The sequence below is a fragment of the Bradyrhizobium sp. DN3 genome (assembly GCF_041357655.1).
In the GTDB taxonomy this organism is placed as follows: Bacteria; Pseudomonadota; Alphaproteobacteria; order Rhizobiales; family Xanthobacteraceae; genus Bradyrhizobium.
The window spans coordinates 227,677-254,386 of record NZ_JAULLN010000001.1; the positions used below are offsets into that span (position 1 = coordinate 227,677).

The following is a 26,710-nucleotide window of genomic DNA, read 5'->3' on the forward strand; positions in this document are numbered from 1 at the left end:
GCGTCAGGACCACACGCTTTTGCCGCCGCGGACGTCCCTCCCAAACATTCGGAAGCTCGCGCGTGCTCGCCCCCGAAGCCGAAAGGAAACGCTGTGACCGCGCCGTGTCGATCGCGCGGATCGCGATGGCTCACAGGCGTAGCCCGCCCTGCCACCTCGTCACGCGCCGGCGCTGCCGCGTCCATCGCATCCCGGCCTACGTATCGTGACGATCGCGAAACGTCCCTTTGACCGGGCTGGGATGCCTTGCGGTTTAACCGAAAGCGTGAATTCGGTCAATCAGAATAATTCGCGCCGGGTCGCTTGACCTTCATGTGGCGTGTTTTGCCCGACGGTAACGCGAGGAATTGGGCCCGCAACAGCGGCTCAGCACCATCGTGCCGAGGACAGACCAATGTCCGCTCCACCACGGACAGCCGACCCCGCGGCTGCCGCCCCTCTGTTCGTCTTTGGGAAAGCGGTCCTGACGTGGATGTGCATTTTAGGAAGCAAGTCCGCAGCGGATAAAGAGGTCCGCAAGGGCGATTCAAGAAGCATCGTCTTGCCGGCGAATTTGCTCTAGCGCGCTAACCAGCTCGTCGAGCTCGGCTTTGGCATCTGCAAGCTCAGCAATGAGTTGTCGGGAGCGCAACACGAGATTCATTTAAAAGCGATTCGTCGCTGAGCGCTAGCAGCTTCAGTGTAAGTTGGGTGATCGCACTGTCCAAATCCGCGCGTTGGACTTCGAGCACTATCGGATGGGACACGTTCGGTGCGGACGATGGCCACGGGCTATGGACAGGCGACAAAACAACCGTCCAATATGCGGCACGCAACCTAAGCGACTTCTATCAGAGCATATTTTTGTACCCTCAGTTGAGCCTTTTCGATGCCACCAGCGAATGAACAACTTGCCGAACGATTGGCTGCCCTCGAAGTCGCGTTGGAGACGGAGCGCCTAGATCGCAGCAGACTGTCCTCTGCAATCGAGAAGGAAGTCCTCGATCGCCAGGAAGCACTTCTTTGGCAGGAGCATAGGCTCGTCTCTGCAGCTCGCAACTTATATCAGTTCCGTAAAGACCCTGATCTTCGATGGGCGGCCGCGGGTGGTCTGCTGTCGGCCTTTTTGGGGCGTTCCGCCGCGACCGCGGCAGCAGGTGGAGGACTGCTTGCATTGGTGGTGACAGCGTCTCTCACGCTGCAAGCAAACTATCTGTTGTCGCTTCAAACCGACCGAATGGACGTACAGACGATCGTTATGGACGCGCAACGGCGAACTCAGAACTTTCAAGCAGAGTTTTCCGCGATATCGGGAGAGATAAAAAACGAGTTGGCGCCGTTGCGGGAGAAACAGGAAAAGGCGCGTCAAAAATTGAAGGAGAGTATCGTCCCTCAATCGAAGGAGCTCGCAAGTGCTCTTAAAGACTTGATCTTTATCAAAAGCGAGAGTGATCGCGGTCCTGTCGATGTGTTTTTGTACAGATTGTTTATAGCTCTCCAAGGTCTGGAGGAGTCCGAGTCTTACTTTTCAGAGTGGTACTCGCAGGGGAACGGTGTTGACGTATTGGAAAACGCCCTCCGATCAGTGCCGCGCGATGTTCCGGATGAATTGAAGAAGCGGATCAGCGCCTTCCGTAGGCAACTGCATAATGCACGGCTCGAATACTCCGATAATTTGCCGGACGATATCAAGAGGCGAACTTTTTCCGCTGGGTACAGCGACGACGAATTCTTTCAGCTCGAACTGCCGACGCGTCTACGAATTGCCGGCTTGTCTCAGGTGACGCGGGCGTCCCCAATCGTTGATTTCGATACACGTCCGCGACGTGAAGTGGCTCCAGGTATTTGGAGCTACCTGCTTGCTTACTTTGCGGACCCGTCCTGGGGGGCGCGTGGATCGTTGATCCGACTAAGCGAACAGAAGACCAGTCCAGAGCGCGCGCAACTCCTGGCCTTTCTTATGGCTCAGCGCGTTTGGCTGCCGGGCATCTTCGCGGCTGGAGGCGATTTTAGTGAATCTGACTTGTCTTTACGAACGTTGGGCCCTCTCGAGTTCGGGAACGCGAAGTTCGAGGGCGCGAACTTCACGGGGACAATTTTTGATCGGGTAAGCTTTGAAGGAGATTTTCGAAGTGCCAACTTCAGTTGCGCACGCTTTTATGGCGGGTCGCTACAACGCGCGAATTTGGTCAGCGCGCGGTTTTCGGGAGCGTCGTTCGACAGTGAACTCAGGATGGAGATATCTTCTTCGGTGTTTGCGAAGGCTCATTTGAACGAGGCAAACCTTGAAAATGCTCTCTTGTCCGTACCGTGGCAGGCCTATGAGACGAGTTCCAAACTCAAAGTCGAGGAAGTGGTGCCACTCGGTGAGGTGCTTGCAGAGTTGGAGCCTGAGAGGAAGAACGATTTGATCAACCGGTATAGTAAGTTCGAGGTCGAAAAAGTGGGCCGCGGGCCCTGGAAGATTAGAGATCGAAGTGGCAAATCGGACACGCCGCTTGCCTGCCAGGGAATGGATCTAATTCTCCCTAGAGGTATGAGCCCGCTAAAGTAATCCAGCCCATAGGATGGGTTGAGCCCTTGCGAAGCCCATCACGCTGCGCCATAGGCGGGAATTGATGGGTTTCGCTTCTACCCATCCAACGAGTTCTGCTCCCTGCGGGCGACCCCCGGCCTTGGCTCAGCGCCTTCAATTGCGCTGTGCGGTCCAGTAGCCTGAACAGCGCGCGTTTCCTGAATGGCCGCTCCACGTCCCGCGGCCAAAATTGCCCGAGAGCCTGCCTGAGCCGGAGGCGAATTTGTCCTGAACTGTCACCGACGCCCGGACTGCGCCGGAACGCGTCACATAGCCTCTGAACCTGACTAAATTCGGATGTGTAACTATTCCGTCGGTGATGTTGACGGTGAAATTATAGGTCGCATCGCAAGGTCCTCTTTGCGTCACGAAAACGAGGTCCCAGGAGCCGTCGAATGCAGACCGGGCTTGCGCGACGGAGTGGAAGGCGATCAGGCAGCCCACGGTCGCCACACAGGTGAAAAGCTTCTTCATTGTCTGCTCCAAGCTGTCTCCCACACATGGCGAGCGGAGCTGGCGAGTTCAATGCGGCTCGCCGGTGGGCCGGAGAAGTAATGTCGGCTGCGGGTCCGAATGCGAAGAACTCAACCTGAGCAAATCTAATCCGCGATGACTTCCTCAGCGAGCCTTAAGGGGGTGCGCCGCTACTTCGCTGATCGGCCAGAAGCGGACTGGATTAATGCTCTGCATTTCGAGGTTGCGGCGCCAGCGGACGTTTAGGCCGATATGATCTAGCCGCAAAGGAAGACCGACTCGACTTGGCCACGCGCTTTCCAATAGGCTCCTGCTTTCCAATTACAACTAGCGGGCAGCGAAATGGCTGAAAGAATCGATGTCGAGGTTACCGGCAAATCGCAGTTTGAAGTCGCCTACGAAATGGCGAGATTCATTCTCATCAATATGGAAGGTCGTCAGGTGAAAAGCATAAAGCGGCAAGAGTTCTTGCATTTGGTAGCTGACTGCATCGAGGCCTTGCGCGGCATCAAGGCCAAGGAGATTATCAGCTAAAGGCTTGCACTCCCGCAGCGACCGTCCACCCGCATTCTGCAACGCCCGCCGCAAAATTTTGTGGGAGGTCTTGGAGAGCACGGAGGATGGGTTGAGCCCTTGCGAAACCCATCATGCTTCGTCACAGGCGGAGGGATTGATGGGTTTCGCTGGCGCTCTACTCATCGGGCTGCGACCGTGTTCAACGTGTCAAGCCTGTTCAACGAAAGTCCGCCCTGGTCATAAGCCGCCAGTGATGGGCGATTTCCGCTCTGCCGGCGAAGAGCCCGCGTTTGTGGCAGGGCTATCGCATATGCCTTTCGAGCGATCTGAGTGCACGCCTCGTCCTTCGAGACGACCGCTTCGCGGTCCCTCAGGATGAGGCTGAACGGCATCGGCTCCCGCAGAAACTGCTGCCACACACTCCGCCCTCATCCTGAGGGTCCGCCAGGGGCGGGCGTCTCGAAGGATGCGCCGCGGGAAGACCGCCTGAAATGCGATAGTCCTGATCTTTCTGGGTACGCGCGTCCTAAGCCGGCACGATCACCTTGCCGATCGGCCAGAGCGCGATGCCGGCGAGCTTCAGATGGGCCCAGGCGAAGGGGATTCCGATGATGGTGACCGCGAGCACCAGCGCGGTCACGAGGTGACCGAGCGCCAGCCACCAGCCGGCCAGCACGAACCAGATGATGTTGCCGATCACCCCGAGCGGGCCGGTGCCGATATCCTCGACACCCGTGACCTCGTAGCGGCTGACCGCCTTCGAGCCGAACGGCAGCAGCGTGTAGACGGCGATGTTGAACGCCGCCCGCGCCCAGGGCAGGCCTATGATGGTGACGGCCATGATGATCGCAGCGATCAGCCAGCCGAACGCCATCCAGGCGCCGCCGATCAGGATCCAGAGCAGGTTGAGCAGGATGGAAACGGGAGCCATGGGATGATCCGGAAGTGGATGACCACGTCTATATAGGCTCGAAATCTGTCGCCGCTAAGACTGTCCGATCGGCGCAACCGGCTACCGCCCCTCGAATTTCCGGTCGCGCTTCCAATGTTTCCCCATCCGTTATCTCGTAGGGTGGGCAAAGGCGCGTTTGCGCCGTGCCCACGATCAATACCTGCGACCGTCCTGGTGGGCACGCTCCGCTTTGCCCACCCTACGGCACTACCGACTGCGGCTAGATCTTCCGTCCGGCCTGCTCCCAATAGGGATCGCGCAGGCGGCGCTTGAAGATCTTTCCGGAGTCTTCGCGCGGCAGCCCGCTGCGGATCTCGATGTGCTTGGGCACCTTGTAATCGGCGAGTGACGTCTTCAGCCGCGCGCGGACATCGGCGGCATCGAGCGCGACGCAGGCCTGCGGTTCGATCACCGCCATCAGCGCCTCGCCGAATTCGGCATCGGGGATGCCGAACACCGCGCAATCGTGCACGCCGGGCACGGCATGCAGCACGGATTCGATCTCGGCCGGATAGATGTTGACGCCGCCCGAGATCACCATGTCGCGCTTGCGGTCGCAGATGAAGACGTAACCGTCTTCATCGATGTAGCCGACGTCGCCGGAGGTGATGAAGCCGTTGCGATCGATCTCGGCGCGCTTCTCCGGCTTGTTGTGATAGGTGAAATCGGCCATATCAGGCATGCGGGAATAGATCTCGCCGATCTCGCCGGCCGGCAGCACGCGGCCGTCCTCGCCGAGGAAGCGCAGCTCGGCGCCGGGCGAGATCTTGCCGACCGTGCCGGGCTTCTTCAGCGCGTCCTCGGAGGTTGCGAAGGTGACGGCGCCGGATTCGGTCGAGCCGTAGAATTCGTGGATCACCGGCCCCCACCACTCGATCATGGCGCGCTTGACGTCAGCCGGACATGGCGCGGCGGCATGGATGACGTGGCGTAGCGAGGAGACGTCGTATTTCTTGCGCACCTGCTCCGGCAGCTTCATCAGGCGGATGAACATGGTCGGCACCATGAAGATGGTGTCGACCTTGTAGCGCTCGATCAGCGCAAGAAACTCCTCGGCCTCGAAGCGCGGCATCAGCACCAGCGCGCCGCCGAGCTTGCCGGCACGGATGCCGAAAGAATTCGGCGCGGAGTGATAGAGCGGGCCCGGCAACAGCGCGCGGGCGCCCGGCTTCAGCCCGTAGATCATCGCGCGCATGCGTTCGCCGGCGGCCTGCTGCTCCAGCGTCGGCGCATTGCGGCGGACGCCCTTGGGGTGGCCTGTGGTGCCCGAAGTGTAGATCATGTTCATCGGCTGCGGCACGACCGGGCCGTCATAAGGCTGGTGCTGCGCGAGCCAGGACTCGAAATCGATCGCAAAGTCCGGCGTCGCCAACTGATCGGGATCAATCCTGTAGTTGGACAGGATCTCCGGCGGCGTCGGCACGCTGAGCACGGTGACGCCGCTTGGGATCGCATCGCGCAAGGCGTGCAGCATGTCGGCATGTCCGATCAGCACGGACGTGCCGGTATCTCCGAGGATGTAGCTGATCTCCTCCGGCTTGAAATGCCAGTTGATCGGCACGCCATAGGCGCCGAGCCGCATCGCGGCATAGGCGGCCTCCAGGAAGACGATGTCGTTGCGCATCAGCATGCAGACGCAATCGCCTGGCTTGACGCCGAGCTTGGCGAGGCCGGAGGCGATGCGGTCGGCACGGTCAGCGATTTCAGCGTGGGCACGGCGGCGCTCGCCGGAGACGATGCCGAGGAAGTGGGACGTTTCGCTCATTTTTGTTTTCCGATCTTTCGTCGGGTTAAGAAATGTGGAGGCCACCAGCTCGTCATTCCGGGACGATGCGAAGCATCGAGCCCGGAATCCATTTCACCTCAGAAATGCGGCTCGATGGATTCCGGGCCTGCGCCTACGGCGCATCCCGGAATGACAAGTTGCTAATCCGCAAATTTCGGCGCGCGCTTCTCCAGATTGGCGCGGACCGCCTCGGTCTGGTTCGCGCTGCCGATCAGCTTCTGCTGCTCGACGGATTCAGCGAGCAGCGCGGGGCCGGGATCGGCCGAGAGATTGTTGAGCAAACGCTTGGCGGCACGGATGGCATCGGGACTCTTGCCGGCGATCTCGCGCGCGACTTCGAGGGCGCTAGCGCGCGGGTCGTCGCAGATGCGCGTAGCGAGACCGTAAGCCATTGCCTCCTGCGCGGAGAAGATGCGGCCGGTGTAGGTGAGATCGCGCAGGATATCGTCGCGCACGAGCGAAGCCAGGATCGGCGTGCCCGCCATATCAGGCACGAGCCCCCATTTGATCTCCATGATCGACATCCGCGCATCGGCTGCGAGGAGCCGCATGTCGGCGCCGAGTGCGAGCTGGAAGCCGCCGCCGAAAGCGACGCCATGCACGGCCGCAATCACCGGCACCGGAAGCTGGCGCCAGCCCCACACCGCCTGTTGCGGAAAGTTCGCCTGGCCATGCGTGCGCTTGGTGAGGTCACGATTTTCGCCACCCGGAATTCCGTTGCCACCCTTCTCCTTCATGGCGGCAAAGCGCCCCATGTCGAGGCCGGCGCAGAAGGCGCGCCCCTCGCCGGACAGCACGACGACGCGTACGCTCTTGTCCTTCGAAAGACGCTCGGTTGCGGCGACAAGGGCCTCGAACATAGCCTGATCCAGCGCATTCATCTTGTCGGCGCGCATCAGGCGCACGTCGGCGATGCCTTCCGAGATCGAGATCGAGACGCGCTCTTCCATGGATGAATTCTCCCCTGTTCTTGTTCGGTGCCGCTTTACAGGAAGCCGGCGGCCGGATTTAGTCAATCGACCAATTAACTGACAATCCGTACGGGAGAAACAGCCATGTTCAAGGAAAATCTTCTGGCCGGACGGCGCATTCTCGTCACCGGCGGCGGCACTGGGCTTGGCAAGTCGATGGCAGCGCGGTTCCTCCAGCTCGGCGCCGAGGTGCACATCTGCGGCCGGCGCAAGATCGTGTGCGACGAGACCGCGACCGAATTGATGGATCTCTATGGCGGCCGCGTCACCAGCCACGGCGTCGACATCCGCAACGCGCTCGCGGTCGAGGAGATGATCGAGACCATCTTTCGCGACGGTCCCCTCACCGACCTCATCAACAATGCCGCCGGCAATTTCATCTCGCGCAGCGAGGAGCTCTCGCCGCGCGGCTTCGATGCCGTCGCCAACATCGTCATGCACGGCACCTTCTACGTCACCCATGCGGTCGGCAAGCGCTGGATCGCCCTGAAACAGCCCGGCAACGTCGTCTCGATCACCGTGACCTGGGTGCGCAACGGCTCGCCCTACGTGGTGCCATCGGCGATGAGCAAGTCGGCGATCCACGCCATGACGATGTCGCTCGCCACAGAATGGGGCCGCTACGGCATCCGCCTCAACACCATCGCACCGGGCGAAATCCCGACCGAAGGCATGAGCAAGCGCATCAAGCCCGGTGATGAAGCCGGCGCGCGCACCAAGGCGATGAACCCGATGGGGCGCGTCGGCACCATGGAGGAACTGCAGAACCTCGCGGTGTTCCTGATCTCCGGCGGCTGCGACTGGATCAACGGCGAGACCATCGCCATGGATGGCGCGCAGGCGCTCGCGATGGGCGGCAATTTCTATCAGCTGCGCGACTGGAGCGACGACGACTGGAAAGCCGCGCGCGAGAGCATCATGGCGCAGAACGAGAAGGACCGGGCGAAGCGGGGGTGAACGCTTTGTAAGGAGAAGTTTGAAGATATAGCTAAACGCTCCGCCGTCGTCCCGGCGAAGGCCGGGACCCATACGCACTGAATTTTGTTTGGCGAAGATTGGTCACGACCAGTCTTCGTCAAATTGCGTTCAGTGGTTATGGGTCCCGGCCCCCGTGCGCAATTGCGCACTAGGCCGGGACGACAGCGAGGCTTCCCACCTTGTCTTCACCCGCGGATGACGCCACACTTCCCCGCATAAAAACAAGACACGACGGGAGAAACATGACCACACAGCCATTGGCGGACCTCGCCGAGATGGTGCGCGAGCGCGCGAGAAGCCGCGGCGACGCCATCGCCTACGAGTTCGAGGGCCGCCTCACCAGCTTTGCAGAGTTCGATATCAAGACGAACCAAGTCGCCAACGCACTGATCGCGATGGGCGTGAAGAAGGGCGACCGCATCGCCTATCTCGGCAAGAACAGCGACTTCTATTTCGAGCTGTTGATGGGCGCGATGAAGGCCGGCGTGGTGATGGCGCCGGTGAATTGGCGGCTCGCGGGACCCGAGGTCGCATTCATCGTGGAGGACTGCAAGGCGCCGGTGCTGTTCGTCGGACCGGAGTTCATCACGCTCGTCTGCCAGAACAAGGACAAGCTACCGAGCGTACGGACAATCATCACCACCGAGGGCGGCGCGCCGGAATGGCCGGATTTTGCGGCCTGGCGCGATGCGCAGAGCGGTGACGACCCGAAGGTGCCGATCGACGCGAAGGACATCGCGATCCAGCTCTACACGTCGGGTACGACAGGCAAACCGAAGGGCGCGATGCTGTCGCACGCAAACTTCCTCAACCTGGTGCAGTCAGGCAATGCCGAAGACAAACCGGAGTGGAACCGGTGGTCGACCGACGACGTCTCGCTGGTGGCGATGCCGGTCTTCCACATCGGCGGTTCGGGCTGGGGCGTGATGGGCCTCTATCACGGCGCTCGCGGGGTGATCGCGCGCGAGTTCGATCCGACCAAGGTGCTGGACTTCTTCGAGCAGTCCGGGATCACAAAGCTGTTCATGGTGCCGGCGGCGATGCAGTTCGTGGTGCGGCAGCCGCGCGCCAGGACGGTCGATTTCTCGCGCCTGAAATACATGCTCTATGGCGCCTCGCCGATACCGGCAGCGCTGCTGAAGGAGTGCATCGAGGTTTTCAAATGCGGCTTCGTGCAACTATACGGCATGACCGAGACCGCGGGCACGATCGTCGCGCTGCCGCCGGAAGACCATGTCGAGGGTCTGGAGCGGATGCGCTCGGCCGGCAAGGCGCTACCGGGCGTCGAAATCGCGATCCTGGACGTGGCCGGCAAGCCACTGCCGCCGCGTGAGGTCGGCGAGATCGCGACGCGCTCCGGCTCGAACATGGCCGGCTATTGGAACCTGCCCGAGGCGACCGCCGCGACGCTTCGTTCCGACGGCTGGCTGCGCACCGGCGATGCCGGCTACATGGACGAGGACGGCTATCTCTACATCCACGACCGCATCAAGGACATGATCATCTCCGGCGGCGAGAACATCTACCCGGCCGAGGTCGAGAGTGCGTTATCCGATCATCCCGATGTCGCGGAAGCTGCCGTGATCGGCGTGCCCGACGACAAATGGGGCGAGGCGGTGAAGGCCGTGGTGGTGATGAAGCCGGGGAAGCAAGCCACGGCCACAGACATCATCAACTTCACCCGCGAGCGCATCGCCGGCTACAAGACGCCGAAGAGCGTGGAGTTCCTGCCGGTGCTGCCGCGCAATCCGAGTGGCAAGATTTTGCGGCGGCAATTGCGCGAGCCGTATTGGGCGGGGAAGGACCGAAGGGTGAATTAGCCACGGCTCTCTCCTATCGTCGTTGCGGCGAAGGCGGGGACCCATACCCACCGAACGTGGTTTGGCGAAGACCGGCGGTTGCAATCTCGCCTCAAACTGCGTCCTGGGGTATGGGTCCCGGCCTTCGCCGGGACGACGTTGGAGAGAGAGAGCGCCGCAGGAAGCTAATGTTTCCCCGGCCCCATATAGCCGAACAAGAACCCCGCCACCTTGCGCATCTGGATCTCCTCGCTGCCCTCGGTGATCCGATAGCGCCGGTGGTGGCGGTAGATGTGCTCGAACGGCTTGTGGCGTGAGTAGCCCATGCCGCCGTGGACTTGCATGGCGCGGTCGGCGGATTCGCAGCAGAGGCGGTTTGCCCAGTAGTTGCACATCGAGACGCGGTCGGAGAGCGTGCGCTCGATCTGCTCCTCGGTGAGCTGGTCCATCTCCCAGGCGGTCTTGCGGATCAGAAGACGCAGCATCTCGGCCTGCGTGGCGAGCTCAACCAGCGGGAACTGGATCGCCTGGTTTTCGGCGAGCGCCTTCCCGAACGGCTTGCGCTCGCGGGCGTACTTCACACTCTCGTTGATGCAGTAGACCGCAGCGCCCAGCGAGCTTGCGGCCTGCCGGATACGGTTCTGATGCACGAAGCACTGCGCCAGCGACAGGCCGCGGCCGACCTCGCCGAACAGCGCGTCCTCAGGCACGAACACGTCGGTAAAACTGACGCGGGGATGATCGGTCGGCATGTTGAAGGTCCACATGTATTCCTCGACCTTGACGCCGCGGCTCTTCGCCGGCACCAGGAAACAGGTGATGCCGCGCGCATCGCCGTCATTGCCGCTCGTGCGCGCAAACAGCGCGCAATGCGTGGCGACATGCATGCCGGTGGTCCACATCTTCTCGCCGTTGATGATCCAGCCCTTGACGTTATCGCGGGTCGCCGGCACCGCGCGCGTCTCCATATGGGTCGCGTCCGAGCCGTGATGCGGCTCGGTCAAGCCAAAGGTGATGCGGTACTTGCCCTTGATCGAGCCGTCGATCATCGCCTTCTGGTCGTCGCGGCCGTAGCGATCGAGCATGGTGACGACGGGGAAATTGCCGACGATGGCATGCTCGTTCTGGAGGTCGTTGTGCAGGCCGAGACCCTTTGCGGCAAAGTGCTCGCGGATCACGGCCATCCAGAGATTGGAGCCGTCCTTGCCGCCATATTGCTTCGGCACTGGAAAACGCAGATGGCCGGCGGCGTCCGCAAGGTCCTTGGCCTTGCGCAGCAACACCTCCCATTCGTGGCGTGGCAGGCCGCCATTCTCGAAATCGGTGCGCGCCCATTCGCGGCGGTGATCGAAGAAGCGGATGTTGTCGTCGGCCTCTTCCAGCGGCTTGATCTCGCGTTCGATGAAACGGTCGAGCTCTCCGAGATAGGCGACGAGATCGGCAGGCAATGAGAAATCCAAGGGCTCTCTCCCGGAATGATTTTTCGTTTTGCGTTAAGGCGCTACGCGCATTCTTGCTTCGCATGATTAAGCGGAGAAGAGCGCATCCAAGTCAAGCAAGCCGAGACGTGTGAGGCGCGCAAGGCGCGCTTGCGCAATTCGATGGTGCTCAGGTGCACCCGCGCGCTACTATGCCGGCAATATTCCTTCACGAGAAAATGCGGGAGCGATCATGGAGCTGAAATTTTCGAAGGTGGAACGCAAGGGCCCGATCACGATCGTCACGCTGTCGCGCCCCGAGGTCTACAACGCGCTGCACACCGATGCGCATTTCGAGCTCAACAAGGTGTTCGACGACTTCTCCGCCGATCCCGAGCAATGGATCGCGATCGTCACGGGTAGCGGCGACAAAGCGTTTTGCGCCGGCAACGATCTGAAGTGGCAGGCGGCGGGCGGCAAACGGGGCTGGGACAAGGGCGGCTTTGCCGGCCTGACCTCGCGGTTCGACTGCGACAAGCCGATCATCGCTGCGGTGAATGGTGTGGCGATGGGCGGCGGCTTCGAGATCGCGCTGGCCTGCGATCTCATCATTGCCTCGGAGAATGCCACCTTCGCCCTGCCCGAGCCGCGCGTCGGACTAGCCGCACTCGCCGGCGGCCTGCACCGGCTGCCGCGGCAGATCGGGCTCAAGCGCGCCATGGGCATGATCCTGACCGCACGTCATGTCAGCGCCAAGGAAGGCTATGACCTCGGCTTCGTCAACGAGGTGGTGCCGCAGGGCGAGGCGCTTAGCGCCGCGTTGCGCTGGGCTGAGATGATCACCAAGAACTCGCCGATGTCGATACGAGCCTCGAAGCAGGCGATTCAGAAGGGGCTTGGCGTTTCGCTGGAACAGGCGATCGAGGAGCAGCGGGAGTATCCGGCGGTGAAGGCGATGGCAGCGTCGCAGGATTACATCGAGGGCCCGAAGGCGTTCTCGGAGAAGCGGCCGCCGAAATGGGTGGGGAAGTAGCCCCGCTCGGCGCCGTCATTCCGCGCCCCCCAACATCACCGGGGTCATGCCCCGGCTTGACCGGGGCATCCAGTACGCCGCAGCTTCTCCGTATGTCACTGCCGTCTCTGGAATACTGGATCGCCCGCCTGCGCGGGCGATGACAGCTGAGAGCTTGGATGACGACTACCACAAACTCGTCATTGCGAGCCAACGGGTCCGCGCGAAGCCGGCCCGATGACAGGCTCCGCGAAGCAATCCAGAATCTTTCCGCGGAAGCAGTCTGGATTGCTTCGTCGCATCAGCGCAAAATTGCCCCGCAATTTTGTCGCGAGCTCCTCGCACTGACGGAGCAGGTGGCTACGCCTACCCGCCCCGGCCCAGCTCTCGCTTGTATGACGCGTAATTCGGCTGATCGACCGCGAGCTTGTCCATCGTGGTGGCCCAGAGGTGCTCGGCAAGGCCCGGCGTTGCGAGGTCCACCTCGCCTTTGGCGATGCGGTCGGCAAGAGCGCGATTGAGGTCGGTGACCGAACCGTCCACGCCCAGCAGCGCGCGCAGACGCTCCACCTCCCTTGCATCGCTGCCCTCCTCCCGCGTCAATTGCCGCGTCACGAGGTCGAGGATGTTGATGGCGACGCGCAGCTTGAAGGCCTGGTGGCCGGAGATCAGCGGCGTGATGTCGTTGCGTAAGAAATCTGCGACCGACTTGGTCAGCTCGATCGGTGTGGGTTCGTCCTGCATGGTCAACTCCCGCGCGGCGCGAGCAGCCGCAACAGATCGATCTCGGTCTCGGAGGCGCGGCGGCCGATCATAGCGCGCTCCATGGAATGGTCGGGCCCCTCGCGGAACCGCTGCATCATGCCGCCGCACATGATGCCCCAGCGTAGCGTCCCCATCACTTCCCAGAATTTCACGCGCGCGGGATCGACCTTGCGGCCCGCGGCCTCATAGCCCGCGAACAGCTCCTCACGCGAGCCAAAGCCGCCGACCGGCTTGTCGATCTCGCCGAAGCGCCAGGAGTTGACGCAGACCCAGCCGAGATCCTCCATGGGATCGCCGAGATGGGCGAGTTCCCAATCGAGGACCGCACGGACACCGTCGGCGCCGATGATGAGATTGCCGTTGCGGAAATCGCCATGCACCAGCGTCTCCACGGCCGAGGGGCCGGGATCGTGATCGCGCAGCCAGCGCAGCGCCAGCTCGAACACGGGCTTTGGCCAGTTCAGGCTGCGATAGTCGCGCTCGAACTCAGAGATCTCCTGGGTCGCGCCGCGGGTGCGCAACTCGGGCAGCTTGTCGAGCGACAGATTGTGCAGTCCAGCGAGCACGCCGCCGATCTGCCGCGCCAGCAGCGGCCGTGCGGCTGCGAACTCGTCATCGCGAAGGATCTTGCGTGCGATGGTCTCGCCCTCGACCCGCTGCATGATGAAGCCGGTGCCGAGATCGTCCTCCGGCGTGAGCACATGCATCACCCGCGGCGACGGCACGCCGGCCTCATAAGCGAGCTGCATGAGCTGCGCTTCAGCGCCAAGACCGGCCGCACGCGTTGGCGCAGCGCCATAGCCCTTCGGCGAGCGGCGCAGGATCGCGCCGATCGGCCCATCAGGATGCACGACGTCGAAGCGCCAGGTTTCCTGGCTGGCGCCGCCTGAGAGCTTTGCCGCGCCGGTGACGCCGGTCGCGCCCGGGCACCAGCGCTGGACGCTGCGTGAAAGCTCCGCCTCGATCATTTGCCTTTGAACTGCGCGGGCCGCTTCTCCAGGAACGCGCCGACGCCCTCGCGAAAATCCTGGGTGTCGCCGGCGCGGAGCTGGCACTGGAATTCAAGGTTGAGCTGATCCTCAAAGGAATTTTCCGGGCTGTCCCAATAGAGCTTGCGGATCAGCGACAGCGCGACCGTCGGGCCGCTGGCGAGCTCGCGCGCGAGCTTCATCGCTTCCTCCATCAGCACGCCGTCATCGTAGACGCGGTTGACGAGGCCCCATTCCAGCGCCTTCTCGGCCGGCAGCCGCTCGCCCATCAGCGACAATTCGATCGAGCGCGCCCGACCAATGAGGCGCGGCAACAGCCAGGTCGAGCCGCAATCCGGCACAAGGCCGATGCGGCGGAAGGCTTGCAGGAAATAGGACGAGCGCGCGCACAGGATCATATCGCCGAGCAGTGCGAAGCTCATGCCGGCGCCGGCGGCCGGGCCGTTGACCGCAGTGATGATCGGGCAATGCAGGTTGCGAATGCGGCGCAGGAAGGGATGAAAGCCAGTCTCCAGTGTCAGGCCGGCCTTGGTCTTCTTCGACTGATTGTTGCGGCCCTGGAGATTCGCGCCGGTGCAGAACGCCCGCCCCGCGCCGGTCAGCACGACGCAGCGCACCTCGTCCCTCTTCTCCTCGATGGTATCAAGCGCTTCGGCAAGACCGCCCAGCATGTCCAAGGAGACTGCGTTCATCACCTCCTGATGGTCGAGCTTGAGGATCGCGACCGCGCCATCGAGATCGAGCGTGACGTGTTTGAACTGCATGGTTTCCTCGTCAGTTGCCGGCCTGCGTCAGTTTCGCAGACCGGAATTTGTTTTGCCGGGGCGCATATTTGATTTTTGGCGCGGTCTTGTCCATGGTGATCAGAGCATAGCAAGCAATCTTGCGCGCAGCGGCTGATGCGCCGCATACCAAGATGCCTTGCCCAAAACAGGAAACGCGCCATGAACCTTTTCGACCTCACCGGCCGCGTCGCCGTGATCACCGGCGGCAATGGCGGCATCGGGCTTGGCATCGCGCAGGCGCTCGCCGGCCAGGGCTGCAACGTCTCGATCTGGGGCCGCAATCCTGACAAGAACAGCAGCGCTGCCGCGAGCCTGGCCGGCCTTGCCGGCAAGGTCGACACCCGCGTCTGCGACGTCACCGATCCGGCATCTGTCAATGCCGCGATGAAGGCGACGCTCGATACTTTCGGCCGGGTCGACGGCTGCTTTGCCAATGCCGGCATCGGCGGCGGCGGCCGGCGCTCCTTCATCGAGCGCACCGAGGAGGAATGGCGCACGATGTTTGCGACCAATCTCGACGGCGTGTTTCATGCGTTCCAGGCCGCGGCAAAGCACATGACCGAGCGCGCCAATGCCGGCGATCCCTTCGGCCGGCTGGTTGCCACCTCGAGCCTCGCCTCGATCTTCGGCACCGCGCGCAACGAGCACTATGCGGCGACCAAGGCCGCCATCAACGCGCTGGTGCGCGCGCTCGGCGTCGAGCTGGCGCGTTACGGCGTGACCGCGAACGCGATCCTGCCCGGCTGGATCAAGAGCGACATGACCGCCGGCATCATGGCGAACGAAAAATTCGTCGCCAATGTGATGCCGCGCATTCCGGTGCGGCGCTTCGGCGAAGCATCCGATTTCGGGGGCATTGCCGTGTATCTGATGAGCAAGGCGTCGTCGTATCACACCGCCGATACGTTCGTGATCGACGGCGGCTATACGGCATTCTGATTTTTCTTTCTCGTAGCCCGGATGGAGCGAAGCGCAATCCGGGACGGCCAAAAGCAAGCAAGACCCGGATTTCGCTACGCTCCATCCGGGCTACAAACTGAGGGGAGGCAAAATGTTCTCGCACGTCATGATCGGCACCAACGACTTGGACAAGGCCAAGGCGTTCTACGACAAGCTGCTCGGCACGCTCGAGGTACGGCCGGCCAGGGTCGACGGCCACCGCATCTTCTACATCACCAAGACCGGAGTGTTCTCGGTGTCGAAGCCGATCAACGGCGAACCGGCGACCTGCGCGAATGGCGGCACGATCGGCTTTGCTTGCAATTCGCCGGAGCAGGTCGAGGCTTGGCACGCGGCCGGAGTCGCCGCCGGTGCAAAATCGATCGAGGATCCGCCCGGCATCCGCCAGGGCCCCGGCGGCAAGCTCTACCTCGCCTATTTGCGTGATCTCGACGGCAACAAGATCTGCGCGATGCATCGGCTGCCAGCGTGAGCTAGCTACATCCACCGCTGTCATTCCCCGCGAAAGCGGGGAATCCAGTACGCCGCAGCTTCTCGATTCAATCACTGCGGTCTCTGGAATACTGGATCGCCCGGTCTTCGCCGGGCGATGACGGCGGAGAGTGAGGCGCGCCTGCCGCCTCCCGCCCAGCACCATTCAAACAACGTTTCAAACGCCCTTGCGAAATTCCATCGCATGGCATGGCGCGCGTGAAAAATGCGCGCTCGCACTTTGGCAGCGCTGCGACTATTCTCCGGCTCAGCAGTCTCAACGATCCGGGAGGAACAATGACAAAACACACCTACATTCCCCGCACCACCAACTACACTCTCAATCCCGGCGACGAGCTCAACGACCTCAGGATGTCGGACCAGGTCCGGCCGCTCTATGATCACGTCAAGAAATTCATCCGCGATACCGTCGAGCCGATGTCGATCGAGTTTGCCAAGGCCGGCGAGAGCAAGGAGGATCGCTGGAGCTTTACGCCGAAGCAGCTCGAGGTGCTGGAGAAGGCCAAGAACAAGGCCAAGCAGGAAGGCCTCTGGAACTTCTTCCTGCCCGATGACGAGACCGGCCAGGGCCTGAAGAATCTCGACTATGCCTATATCGCGGCCGAGCTCGGCAAGAGCCCGCTGGCTTCGGAGACCATGAACTGCTCGGCGCCCGACACCGGCAACATGGAGGTGCTGGAGCGCGTCGGCACCAAGGAGCAGAAGGAGAAATGGCTGAAGCCGCTGCTCAACGGCGAGATTCGTTCGGCCTATGTCATGACCGAGCCGAACGTCGCCTCCTCCGACGCTAAGAACATCTCGACCACGGCCAAGCTCGTCGGCGACGAATGGGTCATCAATGGCGAGAAGTACTACATCTCAGGTCTCGGCGATCCCCGCTGCAAGATCCTCATCGTGATGGTGAAGACCAATCCGGATGCGGCGCCGAGCAAGCAGCAGTCGCAGATCCTGGTGCCGCGCGACACGCCCGGCGTCGAGGTGCTCGGCCCCATGTACGTGTTCGGCCAGGACCACGCCCCGCGCGGCCACATGCATATGCGCTTCAACAATGTCCGCGTGCCGAAGGAGAACATGCTGCTCGGCGAGGGCCGCGGCTTCGAGATCTCACAGCTTCGTCTCGGACCGGGGCGCATCCACCATTGCATGCGCACCATTGGCAAGGCCGAGAAGGCGCTCGACCTCATGGTGCAGCGTGGCCTCACCCGCGAGGCCTTCGGCAAGAAGATCGCCCATCTCGGCGGCAACATGCAGATCATCGCGCAGGCGCGCTGCGAGATCGAGGCGATGCGGCTGATGGTGCTGAAGGCGGCGAAGGCGATGGACGTGCTCGGCAACAAGGAGGCCCGCGTCTGGGTCTCCATGGTCAAGGCCATGGTGCCGGAGCGCGCCTGCAAGATCATCGACCAGGCGATCCAGATGCACGGCGCCACCGGCATCTCGCACTGGACCCCGCTGGCCGAGATGTACCAGGACGTCCGTCACCTCCGCTTCGCTGACGGTCCGGACGAGGTGCACTGGATGGTGGTCGGCCGGCACGAGCTGAGCATGGCGTGAGGCTCTCTCCTCTCCCCGTTCTTACGGGGAGAGGGTTGGGGTGAGGGGCTGCCTCCACAGAGGTGGTGAGAGTTGGACTCGCGGAGAGTCCCCCTCACCCGAATTCGATCTGCGATCGAATTCGACCTCTCCCCGCAAGCGGGGCGAGGTGAAGCAAGAGCTACGTCGCGGGCGCGAGCTTGTCCTGCGTCTTGGTCTCGAAGTCGCTCGCGTCGTGGCGCTCGTGGAGCTGGCTAGCGGGATCGCCGGAGACGCGGTTGACCATGCGGCCGCGCTTCACGGCCGGCCGCTTGGCGATCTGGTCGGTCCAGCGCTGCACATTCTTGTAGTCCTGCACCGAGAGGAATTCGCCGGCACCATAGACCAGCCCCTTGGCAAGCGCGCCGTACCAGGGCCACACCGCCATGTCGGCGATGGTGTACTCGCTGCCCGCGAGATATTCGCTGTCGGCGAGCCGGCGGTCGAGCACGTCGAGCTGGCGCTTGGTCTCCATCGCGAAGCGATCGATGGCGTATTCGATCTTGGTCGGCGCGTAGGCGTAAAAATGGCCGAAGCCGCCGCCGAGATAGGGCGCGCTGCCCATCTGCCAGAACAGCCAGGACATCGCCTCGGTGCGGGTCTTGACGTCCTTCGGCAGGAAGGCGCCGAACTTCTCGGCGAGGTAGAACAGGATCGAGCCGGACTCGAACACGCGGATCGGCTCGGGCCCGGAGCGGTCCATCAGCGCCGGGATCTTGGAGTTCGGATTGATGTCGACAAAACCGCTGCCGAACTGATCGCCGTTGCCGATCCTGATCAACCAGGCGTCGTATTCGGCGCCCTTATGACCGAGCGCCAGAAGCTCCTCCAGCATCACCGTGACCTTCACCCCGTTCGGCGTCGCCAGCGAGTAGAGCTGGAGCGGGTGGCGACCGACCGGCAGCTCCTTGTCGTGGGTGGGCCCGGCGATCGGGCGGTTGATGTTGGCGAACTGCCCGCCATTTTCCTTGTCCCAGGTCCAGACTTTGGGCGGTACGTAGGGGGTGTCGGTCATGAAAATGCTCCGGCGCGGAAGGGCGCGTGCAACGTTAGCTAGCGAGACTGGTAAAATTGACAAGGGCGCCGACATGCATTGCCGGGCGGGGCCGCTCTCCATTTCGTCATGGCACTCATCCCTGCAACCCGTCCTGCACGTGGCGCCTGCACGCAAGATGCGCCTCAGAATCCGGCGTGGCATCGCCGGTGGTGATGGGCTAGCGTCGGGATGCCTTCGCCCGAGGAAAGCAACAAGAGCAAGCGAAGGCCCGCCGCCGGGAGAGAGCCATGAAATCGCCGATCTGCGACATGCTGGGCATCGAGTTCCCGCTGCTCGCCTTCAGCCATTGCCGCGACGTCGTTGCCGCCGTCAGCCGCGCCGGCGGCTTCGGCGTGCTGGGCGCCACTGTGCACACGCCGGATACGCTCGAACGCGAACTGAAGTGGATCGACGATCACGTCGACGGCAAGCCCTACGGCATCGACGTGCTGATCCCCGAAAACATCTCCACCGCAGGCGAGAAGGACGTCACCTGGAAGAGCCTGGAGGCGCGCGTGCCGCAAGAGCACCGCAACTACACGCGCGACCTCCTGAAGAAATACGATATCGAGCTGACCGCCACTGAAGTGGCAGACAATCAGCCGCAGCCGTTCGACGGGAAGACCGCGCTTCAATTGCTCGAGGTCTCCTTCAATCATCCGATCCGCTTGATCGCAAATGCGCTGGGCGTGCCGCCGAAGGCGATGATCGAGATGGGCAAGAAGCATGGCGTGCCCGTTGCCGCGCTTGTCGGCGCCAAGGAGCACGCGCTGCGCCAGGTCGCGGCCGGCGTCGACATCCTCGTCGTGCAGGGCACCGAGGCCGGTGGCCATTGCGGCGAGGTCTCGACCATGGTGCTGGTGCCGGAGGTGATCAAGGCGATTAAGCCGATCCGGGACGTGCCGGTGCTGGCGGCCGGCGGCATCATGACCGGACGGCAGATGGCGGCCTGCATGGCGATGGGCGCGGCCGGCGCCTGGACCGGCTCGGTGTGGCTGGCCACCGTCGAGGCCGAGACCACGGAGATCTTCCGCGAGAAGATGATCGCGGCGTCCTCGCGCGACGCGGTGCGCTCAAAGGGCCGCACCGGCAAGCCGGCACGTCAGCTCCGCTCGGTCTGGACCGATGCCTGGGACCGCGCGCCGGACAGCCCGGGCGCGCTGCCGATGCCGCTGCAAAGCATCATCAGCCGCGACGCTTTCAACTCCATCGACCGCGCGGCGGCGAGCGGCAACGCGAGGGCGCGCGATCTCGTCAGCTATTTCGTCGGCCAGGGCGTCGGGCTGATCGACAGCGTGAAATCGGCCGGCGCCGTGGTGCAGGAGTTCAAGGAAGAGTTTGCCGAAGCCGTCGAGCACATGAATGCGCTGGTGGCGGAGTAGGCCCTCACCTCGTCATTGCGAGCGCAGCGAAGCAATCCAGAATCTTTCCGCGGCGGCAGTCTGGATTGCTTCGCTGCGCTCGCAATGACGAAACAACTGACATCGTGAATTGAAGCATGACAGATAAGAACAATATCCCCGAAGACCGCATCCCCGTCATCGTCGGCATCGGCGAGATCGTCGACCGTCCCAAGGAGATCACCGAAGGCCTCGAACCGCTCGATCTCCTGGAACAGGCGCTGCGGCGCGCGGAAGCAGACGCTGGCGCAAAGCTGCTCGGCGAGGTGCAGTCGCTCGACGTCGTCAACTTCCTGAGTTGGCGCTATCGCGATCCGGAGAGGCTTTTGGCGCAACGGCTCGGCATCTCGCCGTCGCATTGCTACTACGGCCCGGTCGGCGGCGAGAGCCCGATCCGCTACATCCACGAGGCTACACAGCGCATCGCGCGCGGCGAATGCGCCGTGGCGGCCATCTGCGGCGCCGAGGCGCAGTCGACCGCGACCAAGGCAGAGCGCGCCGGCGTCAAGCTGCCGTGGACGCCGTTCGCGCACGACGTTGAGGAGCCCAAGCGCGGCGCAGCGTTCCAGAAGCCGCTCGCTGTGAAGCTTGGCGTGTTCCGGCCCGTCACCGTCTATCCGTTCTATGAGGCGGCCTCCTCCGCGCATTGGGGCCAGACGCCGCGCGAGGCGATGGCGGAATCAGGCACGCTGTGGTCGCGCTATTCGGAAGCTGCCGCGCAGAATCCCAACGCCTGGCTGAAGCGGCGCTATGCGCCTGACGAAATCACGACGCCGACCGCCGACAATCGCCTGATCGCGTGGCCCTACAACAAGCTGATGGTCGCCAATCCCAGCGTCAACATGGGCGGCGCGCTGCTGCTCACGAGCCTCGCCAAGGCGCGGGCGGCCGGGATTGCCGAGGACAGACTGATCTATCCGCTCGGCGGCGCCTCGGCGGAGGAGCCGCGCGACTATCTCCTGCGCGACCAGTTCTACGAGAGCCATCCGCAGAACGCGGTGCTGAAGGCGGTGATGGATCTTGCCGGCGGCGACGGCAAACAGTTCGACGCCATCGAGCTCTACAGCTGCTTCCCGTGCGTGCCCAAGATGGCACGGCGGACGCTGGGCCTGGGCGCCGATGTGCAACCGACCGTGACCGGCGGCCTCACCTTCTTCGGCGCCCCGCTCAACACCTACATGACGCACGCGGCCTGCGCGATGGTCCGCCGTGTGCGCGACGGCGCCAAGCTCGGCCTGCTCTACGGCCAGGGCGGCTTCGTCACCAAGCACCATGCGCTGGTGGTGTCGAAAACGCCGCCGCGCGAGGCGCTGGTGCAGGACACGAGCGTGCAGGCGGTGGCGGACCGCAACAAACGCGCGGTACCGGAATTCGTCGCGGAGGCAACTGGCGGGGGCAAGGTCGAGAGCTTTACCGTGCTCTACGGCCGCGGCGGCGATGTCGAGCACGGCGTGGTGATGCTGCGCACGGAGGATGACCGGCGCACGCTGGCGCGGATTCCGGCGAGCGACAGCGCGACGCTAGCGCATCTGCTCAACATGGATCGCACGCCGGTAGGCTCGCGCGGCGAGATCACGATGGCTGCCGACGGGGTGCCGGAGTGGCGGGTGGCGTAGCTCTCGTAGGGTGGGCAAAGCGGAGCGTGCCCACCATCTTGCGACGATGGCGGACGTAATGGTGGGCACGGCGCAAGAGCGCCTTTGCCCAGCCTACGAGACTGCCTAGCTCCTTGGCGCCTGCTTCTCCGAAGCCGTCGCCGGCTTGGCCTTGGCGCCAACCACGCGTACCGCATCCCCATCCGACAAGCCGTCCGGCGGTGCCGTGATGACGCGATCATCGGGCGCAATGCCCGAGGCCAGCTCGATCTCGCGGCCGAGATCGCGGGCGATGGTCACGGTCTTGAACAACACCTTGTCGTCGGGACCGACGGTCGCAACGCGCAGGCCGCTGCCGTTGAAGATCAGCGCGCTGGCGGGGATGCTGAGCGGCGCGGCATCGCGCTGGAGATTCAGCTTTACGCTGGCATAGCCGCCGGGCATCAGCTCGCCCGAGGAATTGTCGAGCCCGAGCTGCATGCGCGTGGTGCCGGAGGCGACGTCGACGGCCTGGGAGGAGGCTTCCACTGTCGCCTGGAAGGTTCGGTTCGGATATTCCGGCAGGGTGATGGTGGCCTTGGCGCCGATCTTGATCGCCGGCACATAGTTCTGGGGCACGTTGACGTAGACGCGCAGCTTGGTGATGTCGGAGACCACGAACATCGCCGGGCCTGCCCCGCCGCCGGCATTGATCAGCGCGCCGACGTCGGTGTCGCGCGCGGTGACGACGCCGTCGAACGGCGCGGTGATCTTCTTGTAGCCGGCCAGCGCTTCCAGGCGCTCCACATTGGCCTGGCCCGAATGCACGGCGGCGTTCTTGTTGGAGAGATCGGCGGTGCGCTCGTCGATCTCCTGCGCGGAGACGAAGTTCGAGGCGACCAGCGTCTTGCGCCGGTTCAGCGTTGCCTCGGATAGCCTGGCGCTGGCCTGCTGGCTGGCGAGGTCGGCTCGGGCCTGCAAGAGCTGCTGGTCGAGGTCCGGCGCCTCGATCTCGGCAATCACCTGCCCTGCCTTGACGCGGGCGCCGATGTCGGCGTTCCAGCTCTTCAGATAGCCCGACACGCGCGCGAAGATCGGGGCGCGGTAGTAGGCTTCCAGCCGGCCCGGCAGATCGATGGTGGCGTTGAGGACCTTGGCGTTGGGCTGGGTCACCGCAACGCTGGGAACGGCCTGATCATCGGTCCATTCCTTCAGCTTGGAGCCCTGCTCCTCGCGGGCACGGATGCCGGTCCCCACGACGAGGCCAGCCGCGATCAGCGCCACCACGCCGAAGATGCCCAGTTTCCGGCGCGACACCGGGGAGCGGGGTTCAGTGGGCGACATGCGGGGTCTCCAATGAGGCGGCGGCTTTGGCGCCTTGTTTCTTGTGTACCATGCTGAACACCACGGGAACGAACATCAGCGTTGCGAAGGTTGCAAAGATCAGGCCGCCGATCACGGCGCGGCCGAGCGGCGCATTCTGCTCGCCGCCCTCGCCCAGCCCCAGGGCCATCGGCGCCATGCCGATGATCATGGCGAGCGCGGTCATCAAGACGGGGCGGAATCGGACAAAGCCGGCTTCGAGCGCAGCGGCGACGGGATCGCCGAGCTCCGCGTAGCGTTCGCGCGCGAAGGAGATCACGAGCACGCTGTTGGCGGTGGCAACGCCCATGCACATGATGGCGCCGGTGAGCGCCGGCACCGACAGCGTCGTCTCCGTCATGAACAGCATCCAGACGATGCCGGCGAGCGCGGCCGGCAGCGCCGTGATGATGACGAAGGGATCGGACCACGACTGGAAGTTCACGACGATCAGGAAATAGATCAGCACGACGGCGCCAAGCAGGCCGAACAGCAGACCGGTAAAGGCGCTGTCCATGGTCTGCACCTGACCGAGCAGCACCACGGACGACCCCTTCGGCACCTCCTTGGCGGTGTCGGCGATCAGCTGACGGATATCGGCGGCGACCGCGCCGAGATCGCGGCCCGACGTGGTCGCAAAGATCTGCACCATCGACTGGATGTCGTATTGCGAGACCACGGCGCTCGAGGTTGAGCGCTTGATGTCGGCGATGCCGCCGAGGATCGGCGATTGCGCATTGCCGGCGGCGGTGATCGGCAGCGTCTGCAGCGCGCTGAGCGAGTCGATCTGGTATTGCGGCGTCTGCATCACGATCGAGTAGGACACGCCGTTGTCGGGATTGAGGTAGTAGGTCGGTGCCACCTGCGAGGAGCCGGCGAGGTTGACCACGAGGCTGTTGGTGACGTCGCGCTCGGTCAGGCCGACATATTGCGCGCGGGTGCGATCGACATCGATGTTGAAGGTCGGATTGTTCGGCGACTGCTGGATGCGCGCATCGGCAACGCCGGGAATCCTGCGGACCTTTGCCAGCAGATTATTGGCGTAAGCGAAGTTGGCGCTGAGATTGGCGCCGCGGATCTGCAGGTCGATCGGCGCCGGCGCACCGAAATTCAGGATCTGGCTGACGATGTCGGCCGGCAGGAAGGCGAAGCTGACGCCGGGGAACAATCGCGGCAGCTGCTCACGCAGCACCTTCACATGTTCTTCGGTCGGCTTGTGGCCTTCTTTCAGCTTGATCTGGATGTCGCCGTCCTGTGGACCGATCACGCCGGTGTTGTTGTAGGTCATGTTGATGCCGGAGATCGGCATGCCGATATTGTCGGTCATGGTCTCGATCTCGCCCGGGATCAGCTTGCGGACCGCCTTCTGCACGTCTGCAAGCTGGTTGGCAGTTTCCTCGACGCGGGTACCGACCTGGGTGCGGACATGCATCAGGATGTTGCCGGCATCGACAGCGGGGAAGAAATTGCGCCCGAGGAACGGCACCAGCGCGAAGGACGCGCCGACGACGCAGAGGAAGCCGATCACGAACACCGCACGATGCGCAAGCGCCGTGCCGAGCAAACCACGATAGCCGCCGCGGATGCGCTCGAACCGCGCCTCGAAGCCGCGCTGGAGCCAGACGAAGGGATTGCGCGACTTCGGCGGCCCGCCCTCGTGGTGGACATGCGCCTGCAGCAGGTAGTTCGCCATGGTCGGCACCAGCGTGCGCGACAGGATGAACGACCAGATCATCGCGAACATCACGGCTTCCGCCATCGGCACGAACAGGAAGCGCGCCACGCCGGTCAGGAAGAACATCGGCACGAACACGATGCAGATGCAGAGCAGCGACACGAAGGCCGGCGTCACGATCTGGTTGGCGCCGTCGAGGATCGACTGCTCGACCGGCTTGCCCTGCTCCAGATGGTAATTGATGTTCTCGATCGTCACGGTGGCGTCGTCGACGAGGATGCCGACCGCGAGCGCGAGGCCGCCGAGCGTCATGATGTTGAGCGTCTCGCCGATCGCCGACAGCATGATGATGGCGCCCAGCACCGACAGCGGGATCGAGACCGCGATGATGATGGTCGAGCGCCAGCTGCCGAGGAACAGGAGGATCATGACACTGGTGAGCAGCGCCGCGATCACGCCTTCGAAGGCGACGCCCTGGATCGCGCCGCGGACGAACACCGACTGGTCGCCGATGAAGCCGATCTTCAGCGCGTCGGGCAGCTGATCCTTGACGTCGATCACCTTCTGCTTGATGCCGGCGATGATATCGAGCGTCGAGGTCGCGCCCGCCTTCAGCACCATCATCAGCACCGAGCGGTTGCCATCGACGTGGACGATGTTGGTCTGCGGCGGGTTGCCGTCGCGCACGCTTGCGACGTCGCGCACATAGACCATGGCGCCGTTGACGGTCCTGATCGGCAGATTGCCGAGCTCGTCGATCCGGAGCGGCGAGTTGTTGAGCTGGATGTTGTATTCGAACTGGCCGATCTTCTGGGTGCCGACCGGCGTGATCAGGTTCTGGGCGGCCAGCGCATTGGCGACGTCCTGGCCCGAGAGGCCGCGGGCCTGCAGCGCGGTCGGATCGAGGTCGATCTGGACCTGGCGCTGCTTGCCGCCGAACGGGTACGGGATCGCCGCGCCGGGCACGGTGACCAATGGCGTGCGCAGCTGATTGATGCCGATATCGGCAAGGTTCTGCTCGGTGAGCCCCTCGCCCGACAGCGCCACCTGAATGATCGGCACGGTGGAGGCGGAGTAGTTCAGGATCAAGGGCGGCGTCGCGCCCGGCGGCATCTGCTTCAGCAGTGTCTGCGAGATCGCGGTGACCTGCGCGTTGGCGGTACGGATGTCGACGTTGGGCTGGAAGAAGATCTTGATGATGCCAAAGCCATTATAGGAATTGGCAGTGATGTGTTCGATATCGTTGACCGTCGTCGTCAGCGCGCGCTGGAACGGCGTCGTGATGCGGCCGGACATCTGGTCGGGCGGCAGGCCGGTGTACTGCCAGACCACGCCGATCACGGGAATGCGAATGTCCGGGAAGATGTCGGTCGGGGTCCGCAGTGCCGCGAGCGGTCCGATGATCAGCAGCAGCAGCGCGAGCACGACGAAAGTATAGGGCCGGCTCAGGGCAATACGGACCAGAGCAATCATGCGCCAGACAATTCCAGGTCAAACGAGGATGTGGAATCCGCCCCCGGGCGATCCCCATTCCCCCCTTTACCCGAGCACCGCCGGAAACGCTAACCTCCGGCGGCCTTCGCGCATTCACTTCCCTGCTACCGCACTGCGAAATCTACATTGCAGCCATGCGGCCGCGT

At 63.3% G+C, this 26,710-nt stretch carries 21 protein-coding genes; 10 read left to right on the forward strand and 11 right to left on the reverse strand.

Features of this window, described 5'->3' with window-relative positions:
• Positions 1–868 precede the first annotated feature (868 nt).
• A complete protein-coding gene (locus AAE027_RS00985) occupies positions 869–2,533 on the forward strand; it encodes a pentapeptide repeat-containing protein (RefSeq protein WP_370985183.1) in 1,665 nt (554 codons plus the stop codon).
• 135 nt (positions 2,534–2,668) lie between these two features.
• On the opposite strand, the gene AAE027_RS00990 is transcribed toward AAE027_RS00985, so the two are convergent.
• Complete coding sequence (locus tag AAE027_RS00990; protein WP_370985181.1) at positions 2,669–3,028, reverse strand: hypothetical protein; 360 nt, start codon at positions 3,026–3,028, stop codon at positions 2,669–2,671.
• 342 nt (positions 3,029–3,370) lie between these two features.
• On the opposite strand from AAE027_RS00990, the gene AAE027_RS00995 reads away from it, so the two are divergent.
• Positions 3,371–3,562 (forward strand): hypothetical protein, encoded by a 192-nt coding sequence (locus AAE027_RS00995; RefSeq protein WP_370985180.1) that lies wholly within the window; start codon positions 3,371–3,373, stop codon positions 3,560–3,562.
• Between the two features lie 508 nt (positions 3,563–4,070).
• Here the strand turns inward: AAE027_RS00995 and AAE027_RS01000 are convergent.
• The 3 genes from AAE027_RS01000 to AAE027_RS01010 form a co-directional block, all read right to left on the reverse strand.
• Positions 4,071–4,475, reverse strand: a complete 405-nt coding sequence (locus AAE027_RS01000; RefSeq protein ID WP_370985179.1) for a YccF domain-containing protein — start codon at positions 4,473–4,475, stop codon at positions 4,071–4,073.
• Between the two features lie 241 nt (positions 4,476–4,716).
• Positions 4,717–6,261 carry an acyl-CoA synthetase gene (locus AAE027_RS01005; RefSeq protein WP_370985178.1) on the reverse strand — a complete coding sequence of 515 codons (1,545 nt, stop codon included), beginning with the start codon at positions 6,259–6,261 and terminating at the stop codon, positions 4,717–4,719.
• A 161-nt stretch (positions 6,262–6,422) separates the two neighbouring features.
• Positions 6,423–7,232 (reverse strand): crotonase/enoyl-CoA hydratase family protein, encoded by an 810-nt coding sequence (locus AAE027_RS01010; RefSeq protein WP_370985177.1) that lies wholly within the window; start codon positions 7,230–7,232, stop codon positions 6,423–6,425.
• Between the two features lie 105 nt (positions 7,233–7,337).
• On the opposite strand from AAE027_RS01010, the gene AAE027_RS01015 reads away from it, so the two are divergent.
• On the forward strand, positions 7,338–8,210 hold the full coding sequence (locus tag AAE027_RS01015) for an SDR family oxidoreductase (protein ID WP_370985176.1): 873 nt from the start codon (positions 7,338–7,340) through the stop codon (positions 8,208–8,210).
• Positions 8,211–8,473: 263 nt separating this feature from the next.
• Positions 8,474–10,051: a fatty acid--CoA ligase gene (locus AAE027_RS01020; RefSeq protein WP_370985175.1), complete on the forward strand. Its 1,578-nt coding sequence runs from the start codon at positions 8,474–8,476 to the stop codon at positions 10,049–10,051.
• Positions 10,052–10,215: 164 nt separating this feature from the next.
• Here the strand turns inward: AAE027_RS01020 and AAE027_RS01025 are convergent, their stop codons facing one another.
• Positions 10,216–11,490, reverse strand: coding sequence for an acyl-CoA dehydrogenase family protein (locus AAE027_RS01025; RefSeq protein ID WP_370985174.1), 1,275 nt, complete (start codon positions 11,488–11,490; stop codon positions 10,216–10,218).
• Between the two features lie 211 nt (positions 11,491–11,701).
• On the opposite strand from AAE027_RS01025, the gene AAE027_RS01030 reads away from it, so the two are divergent.
• Complete coding sequence (locus tag AAE027_RS01030; protein WP_370985173.1) at positions 11,702–12,481, forward strand: enoyl-CoA hydratase-related protein; 780 nt, start codon at positions 11,702–11,704, stop codon at positions 12,479–12,481.
• 345 nt (positions 12,482–12,826) lie between these two features.
• Here the strand turns inward: AAE027_RS01030 and AAE027_RS01035 are convergent, their stop codons facing one another.
• From AAE027_RS01035 to AAE027_RS01045, 3 genes are read right to left on the reverse strand one after another with little or no spacing between them, the layout of a single operon-like run.
• Complete coding sequence (locus AAE027_RS01035; protein ID WP_370985172.1) at positions 12,827–13,204, reverse strand: DUF6285 domain-containing protein; 378 nt, start codon at positions 13,202–13,204, stop codon at positions 12,827–12,829.
• A 2-nt stretch (positions 13,205–13,206) separates the two neighbouring features.
• Complete coding sequence (locus AAE027_RS01040) at positions 13,207–14,193, reverse strand: phosphotransferase family protein (RefSeq protein ID WP_370985171.1); 987 nt, start codon at positions 14,191–14,193, stop codon at positions 13,207–13,209.
• A complete protein-coding gene (locus AAE027_RS01045) occupies positions 14,190–14,978 on the reverse strand; it encodes an enoyl-CoA hydratase/isomerase (RefSeq protein ID WP_370985170.1) in 789 nt (262 codons plus the stop codon). The genes AAE027_RS01040 and AAE027_RS01045 overlap by 4 nt, the downstream gene beginning before the upstream one ends.
• 180 nt (positions 14,979–15,158) lie before the next feature.
• Between AAE027_RS01045 and AAE027_RS01050 the strand changes: the two genes are divergently transcribed.
• From AAE027_RS01050 to AAE027_RS01060, 3 genes are all read left to right on the forward strand, one after another.
• Positions 15,159–15,938 carry an SDR family NAD(P)-dependent oxidoreductase gene (locus AAE027_RS01050; protein WP_370985169.1) on the forward strand — a complete coding sequence of 260 codons (780 nt, stop codon included), beginning with the start codon at positions 15,159–15,161 and terminating at the stop codon, positions 15,936–15,938.
• Between the two features lie 112 nt (positions 15,939–16,050).
• Positions 16,051–16,431, forward strand: a complete 381-nt coding sequence (locus AAE027_RS01055; protein WP_128935056.1) for a VOC family protein — start codon at positions 16,051–16,053, stop codon at positions 16,429–16,431.
• A gap of 296 nt (positions 16,432–16,727) precedes the next feature.
• Positions 16,728–18,005, forward strand: coding sequence for an acyl-CoA dehydrogenase family protein (locus AAE027_RS01060; protein ID WP_176945975.1), 1,278 nt, complete (start codon positions 16,728–16,730; stop codon positions 18,003–18,005).
• A gap of 160 nt (positions 18,006–18,165) precedes the next feature.
• On the opposite strand, the gene yghU is transcribed toward AAE027_RS01060, so the two are convergent.
• Positions 18,166–19,038 (reverse strand): glutathione-dependent disulfide-bond oxidoreductase, encoded by an 873-nt coding sequence (gene yghU / locus AAE027_RS01065; RefSeq protein ID WP_370985168.1) that lies wholly within the window; start codon positions 19,036–19,038, stop codon positions 18,166–18,168.
• A 269-nt stretch (positions 19,039–19,307) separates the two neighbouring features.
• Between yghU and AAE027_RS01070 the strand changes: the two genes are divergently transcribed.
• Both AAE027_RS01070 and AAE027_RS01075 read left to right on the forward strand, forming a co-directional pair.
• The gene (locus AAE027_RS01070; protein ID WP_370985167.1) at positions 19,308–20,441 is read left to right on the forward strand and encodes a nitronate monooxygenase; all 1,134 of its coding nucleotides are present in this window, start codon (positions 19,308–19,310) and stop codon (positions 20,439–20,441) included.
• A gap of 116 nt (positions 20,442–20,557) precedes the next feature.
• Entirely contained in the window at positions 20,558–22,075 is a 1,518-nt protein-coding gene (locus tag AAE027_RS01075; protein ID WP_370985166.1) for an acetyl-CoA acetyltransferase, read from the forward strand.
• A 105-nt stretch (positions 22,076–22,180) separates the two neighbouring features.
• On the opposite strand, the gene AAE027_RS01080 is transcribed toward AAE027_RS01075, so the two are convergent.
• Both AAE027_RS01080 and AAE027_RS01085 read right to left on the reverse strand, forming a co-directional pair.
• Positions 22,181–23,377 (reverse strand): efflux RND transporter periplasmic adaptor subunit, encoded by a 1,197-nt coding sequence (locus AAE027_RS01080; protein ID WP_370985165.1) that lies wholly within the window; start codon positions 23,375–23,377, stop codon positions 22,181–22,183.
• Positions 23,364–26,543, reverse strand: a complete 3,180-nt coding sequence (locus tag AAE027_RS01085; protein ID WP_370985164.1) for an efflux RND transporter permease subunit — start codon at positions 26,541–26,543, stop codon at positions 23,364–23,366. The genes AAE027_RS01080 and AAE027_RS01085 overlap by 14 nt, the downstream gene beginning before the upstream one ends.
• Between the last annotated feature and the right edge of the window lie 167 nt (positions 26,544–26,710).

What these genes read in the sequence shown, in the direction of transcription:
- AAE027_RS01045 (WP_370985170.1), bottom strand. Translation starts at nt 14,978, where the DNA reads ATGCAGTTCAAACACGTCACGCTCGATCTCGATGGCGCGGTCGCGATC.
- AAE027_RS01030 (WP_370985173.1), top strand. Translation starts at nt 11,702, where the DNA reads ATGGAGCTGAAATTTTCGAAGGTGGAACGCAAGGGCCCGATCACGATC.
- AAE027_RS01015 (WP_370985176.1), top strand. Translation starts at nt 7,338, where the DNA reads ATGTTCAAGGAAAATCTTCTGGCCGGACGGCGCATTCTCGTCACCGGC.
- AAE027_RS00990 (WP_370985181.1), bottom strand. Translation starts at nt 3,028, where the DNA reads ATGAAGAAGCTTTTCACCTGTGTGGCGACCGTGGGCTGCCTGATCGCC.
- AAE027_RS01070 (WP_370985167.1), top strand. Translation starts at nt 19,308, where the DNA reads ATGAAATCGCCGATCTGCGACATGCTGGGCATCGAGTTCCCGCTGCTC.
- AAE027_RS00995 (WP_370985180.1), top strand. Translation starts at nt 3,371, where the DNA reads ATGGCTGAAAGAATCGATGTCGAGGTTACCGGCAAATCGCAGTTTGAA.
- AAE027_RS01050 (WP_370985169.1), top strand. Translation starts at nt 15,159, where the DNA reads ATGAACCTTTTCGACCTCACCGGCCGCGTCGCCGTGATCACCGGCGGC.
- AAE027_RS01075 (WP_370985166.1), top strand. Translation starts at nt 20,558, where the DNA reads ATGACAGATAAGAACAATATCCCCGAAGACCGCATCCCCGTCATCGTC.
- AAE027_RS01085 (WP_370985164.1), bottom strand. Translation starts at nt 26,543, where the DNA reads ATGATTGCTCTGGTCCGTATTGCCCTGAGCCGGCCCTATACTTTCGTC.
- AAE027_RS01020 (WP_370985175.1), top strand. Translation starts at nt 8,474, where the DNA reads ATGACCACACAGCCATTGGCGGACCTCGCCGAGATGGTGCGCGAGCGC.
- AAE027_RS01080 (WP_370985165.1), bottom strand. Translation starts at nt 23,377, where the DNA reads ATGTCGCCCACTGAACCCCGCTCCCCGGTGTCGCGCCGGAAACTGGGC.
- AAE027_RS01010 (WP_370985177.1), bottom strand. Translation starts at nt 7,232, where the DNA reads ATGGAAGAGCGCGTCTCGATCTCGATCTCGGAAGGCATCGCCGACGTG.
- AAE027_RS01005 (WP_370985178.1), bottom strand. Translation starts at nt 6,261, where the DNA reads ATGAGCGAAACGTCCCACTTCCTCGGCATCGTCTCCGGCGAGCGCCGC.
- AAE027_RS01040 (WP_370985171.1), bottom strand. Translation starts at nt 14,193, where the DNA reads ATGATCGAGGCGGAGCTTTCACGCAGCGTCCAGCGCTGGTGCCCGGGC.
- yghU (WP_370985168.1), bottom strand. Translation starts at nt 19,038, where the DNA reads ATGACCGACACCCCCTACGTACCGCCCAAAGTCTGGACCTGGGACAAG.
- AAE027_RS01035 (WP_370985172.1), bottom strand. Translation starts at nt 13,204, where the DNA reads ATGCAGGACGAACCCACACCGATCGAGCTGACCAAGTCGGTCGCAGAT.
- AAE027_RS01055 (WP_128935056.1), top strand. Translation starts at nt 16,051, where the DNA reads ATGTTCTCGCACGTCATGATCGGCACCAACGACTTGGACAAGGCCAAG.
- AAE027_RS01000 (WP_370985179.1), bottom strand. Translation starts at nt 4,475, where the DNA reads ATGGCTCCCGTTTCCATCCTGCTCAACCTGCTCTGGATCCTGATCGGC.
- AAE027_RS00985 (WP_370985183.1), top strand. Translation starts at nt 869, where the DNA reads ATGCCACCAGCGAATGAACAACTTGCCGAACGATTGGCTGCCCTCGAA.
- AAE027_RS01060 (WP_176945975.1), top strand. Translation starts at nt 16,728, where the DNA reads ATGACAAAACACACCTACATTCCCCGCACCACCAACTACACTCTCAAT.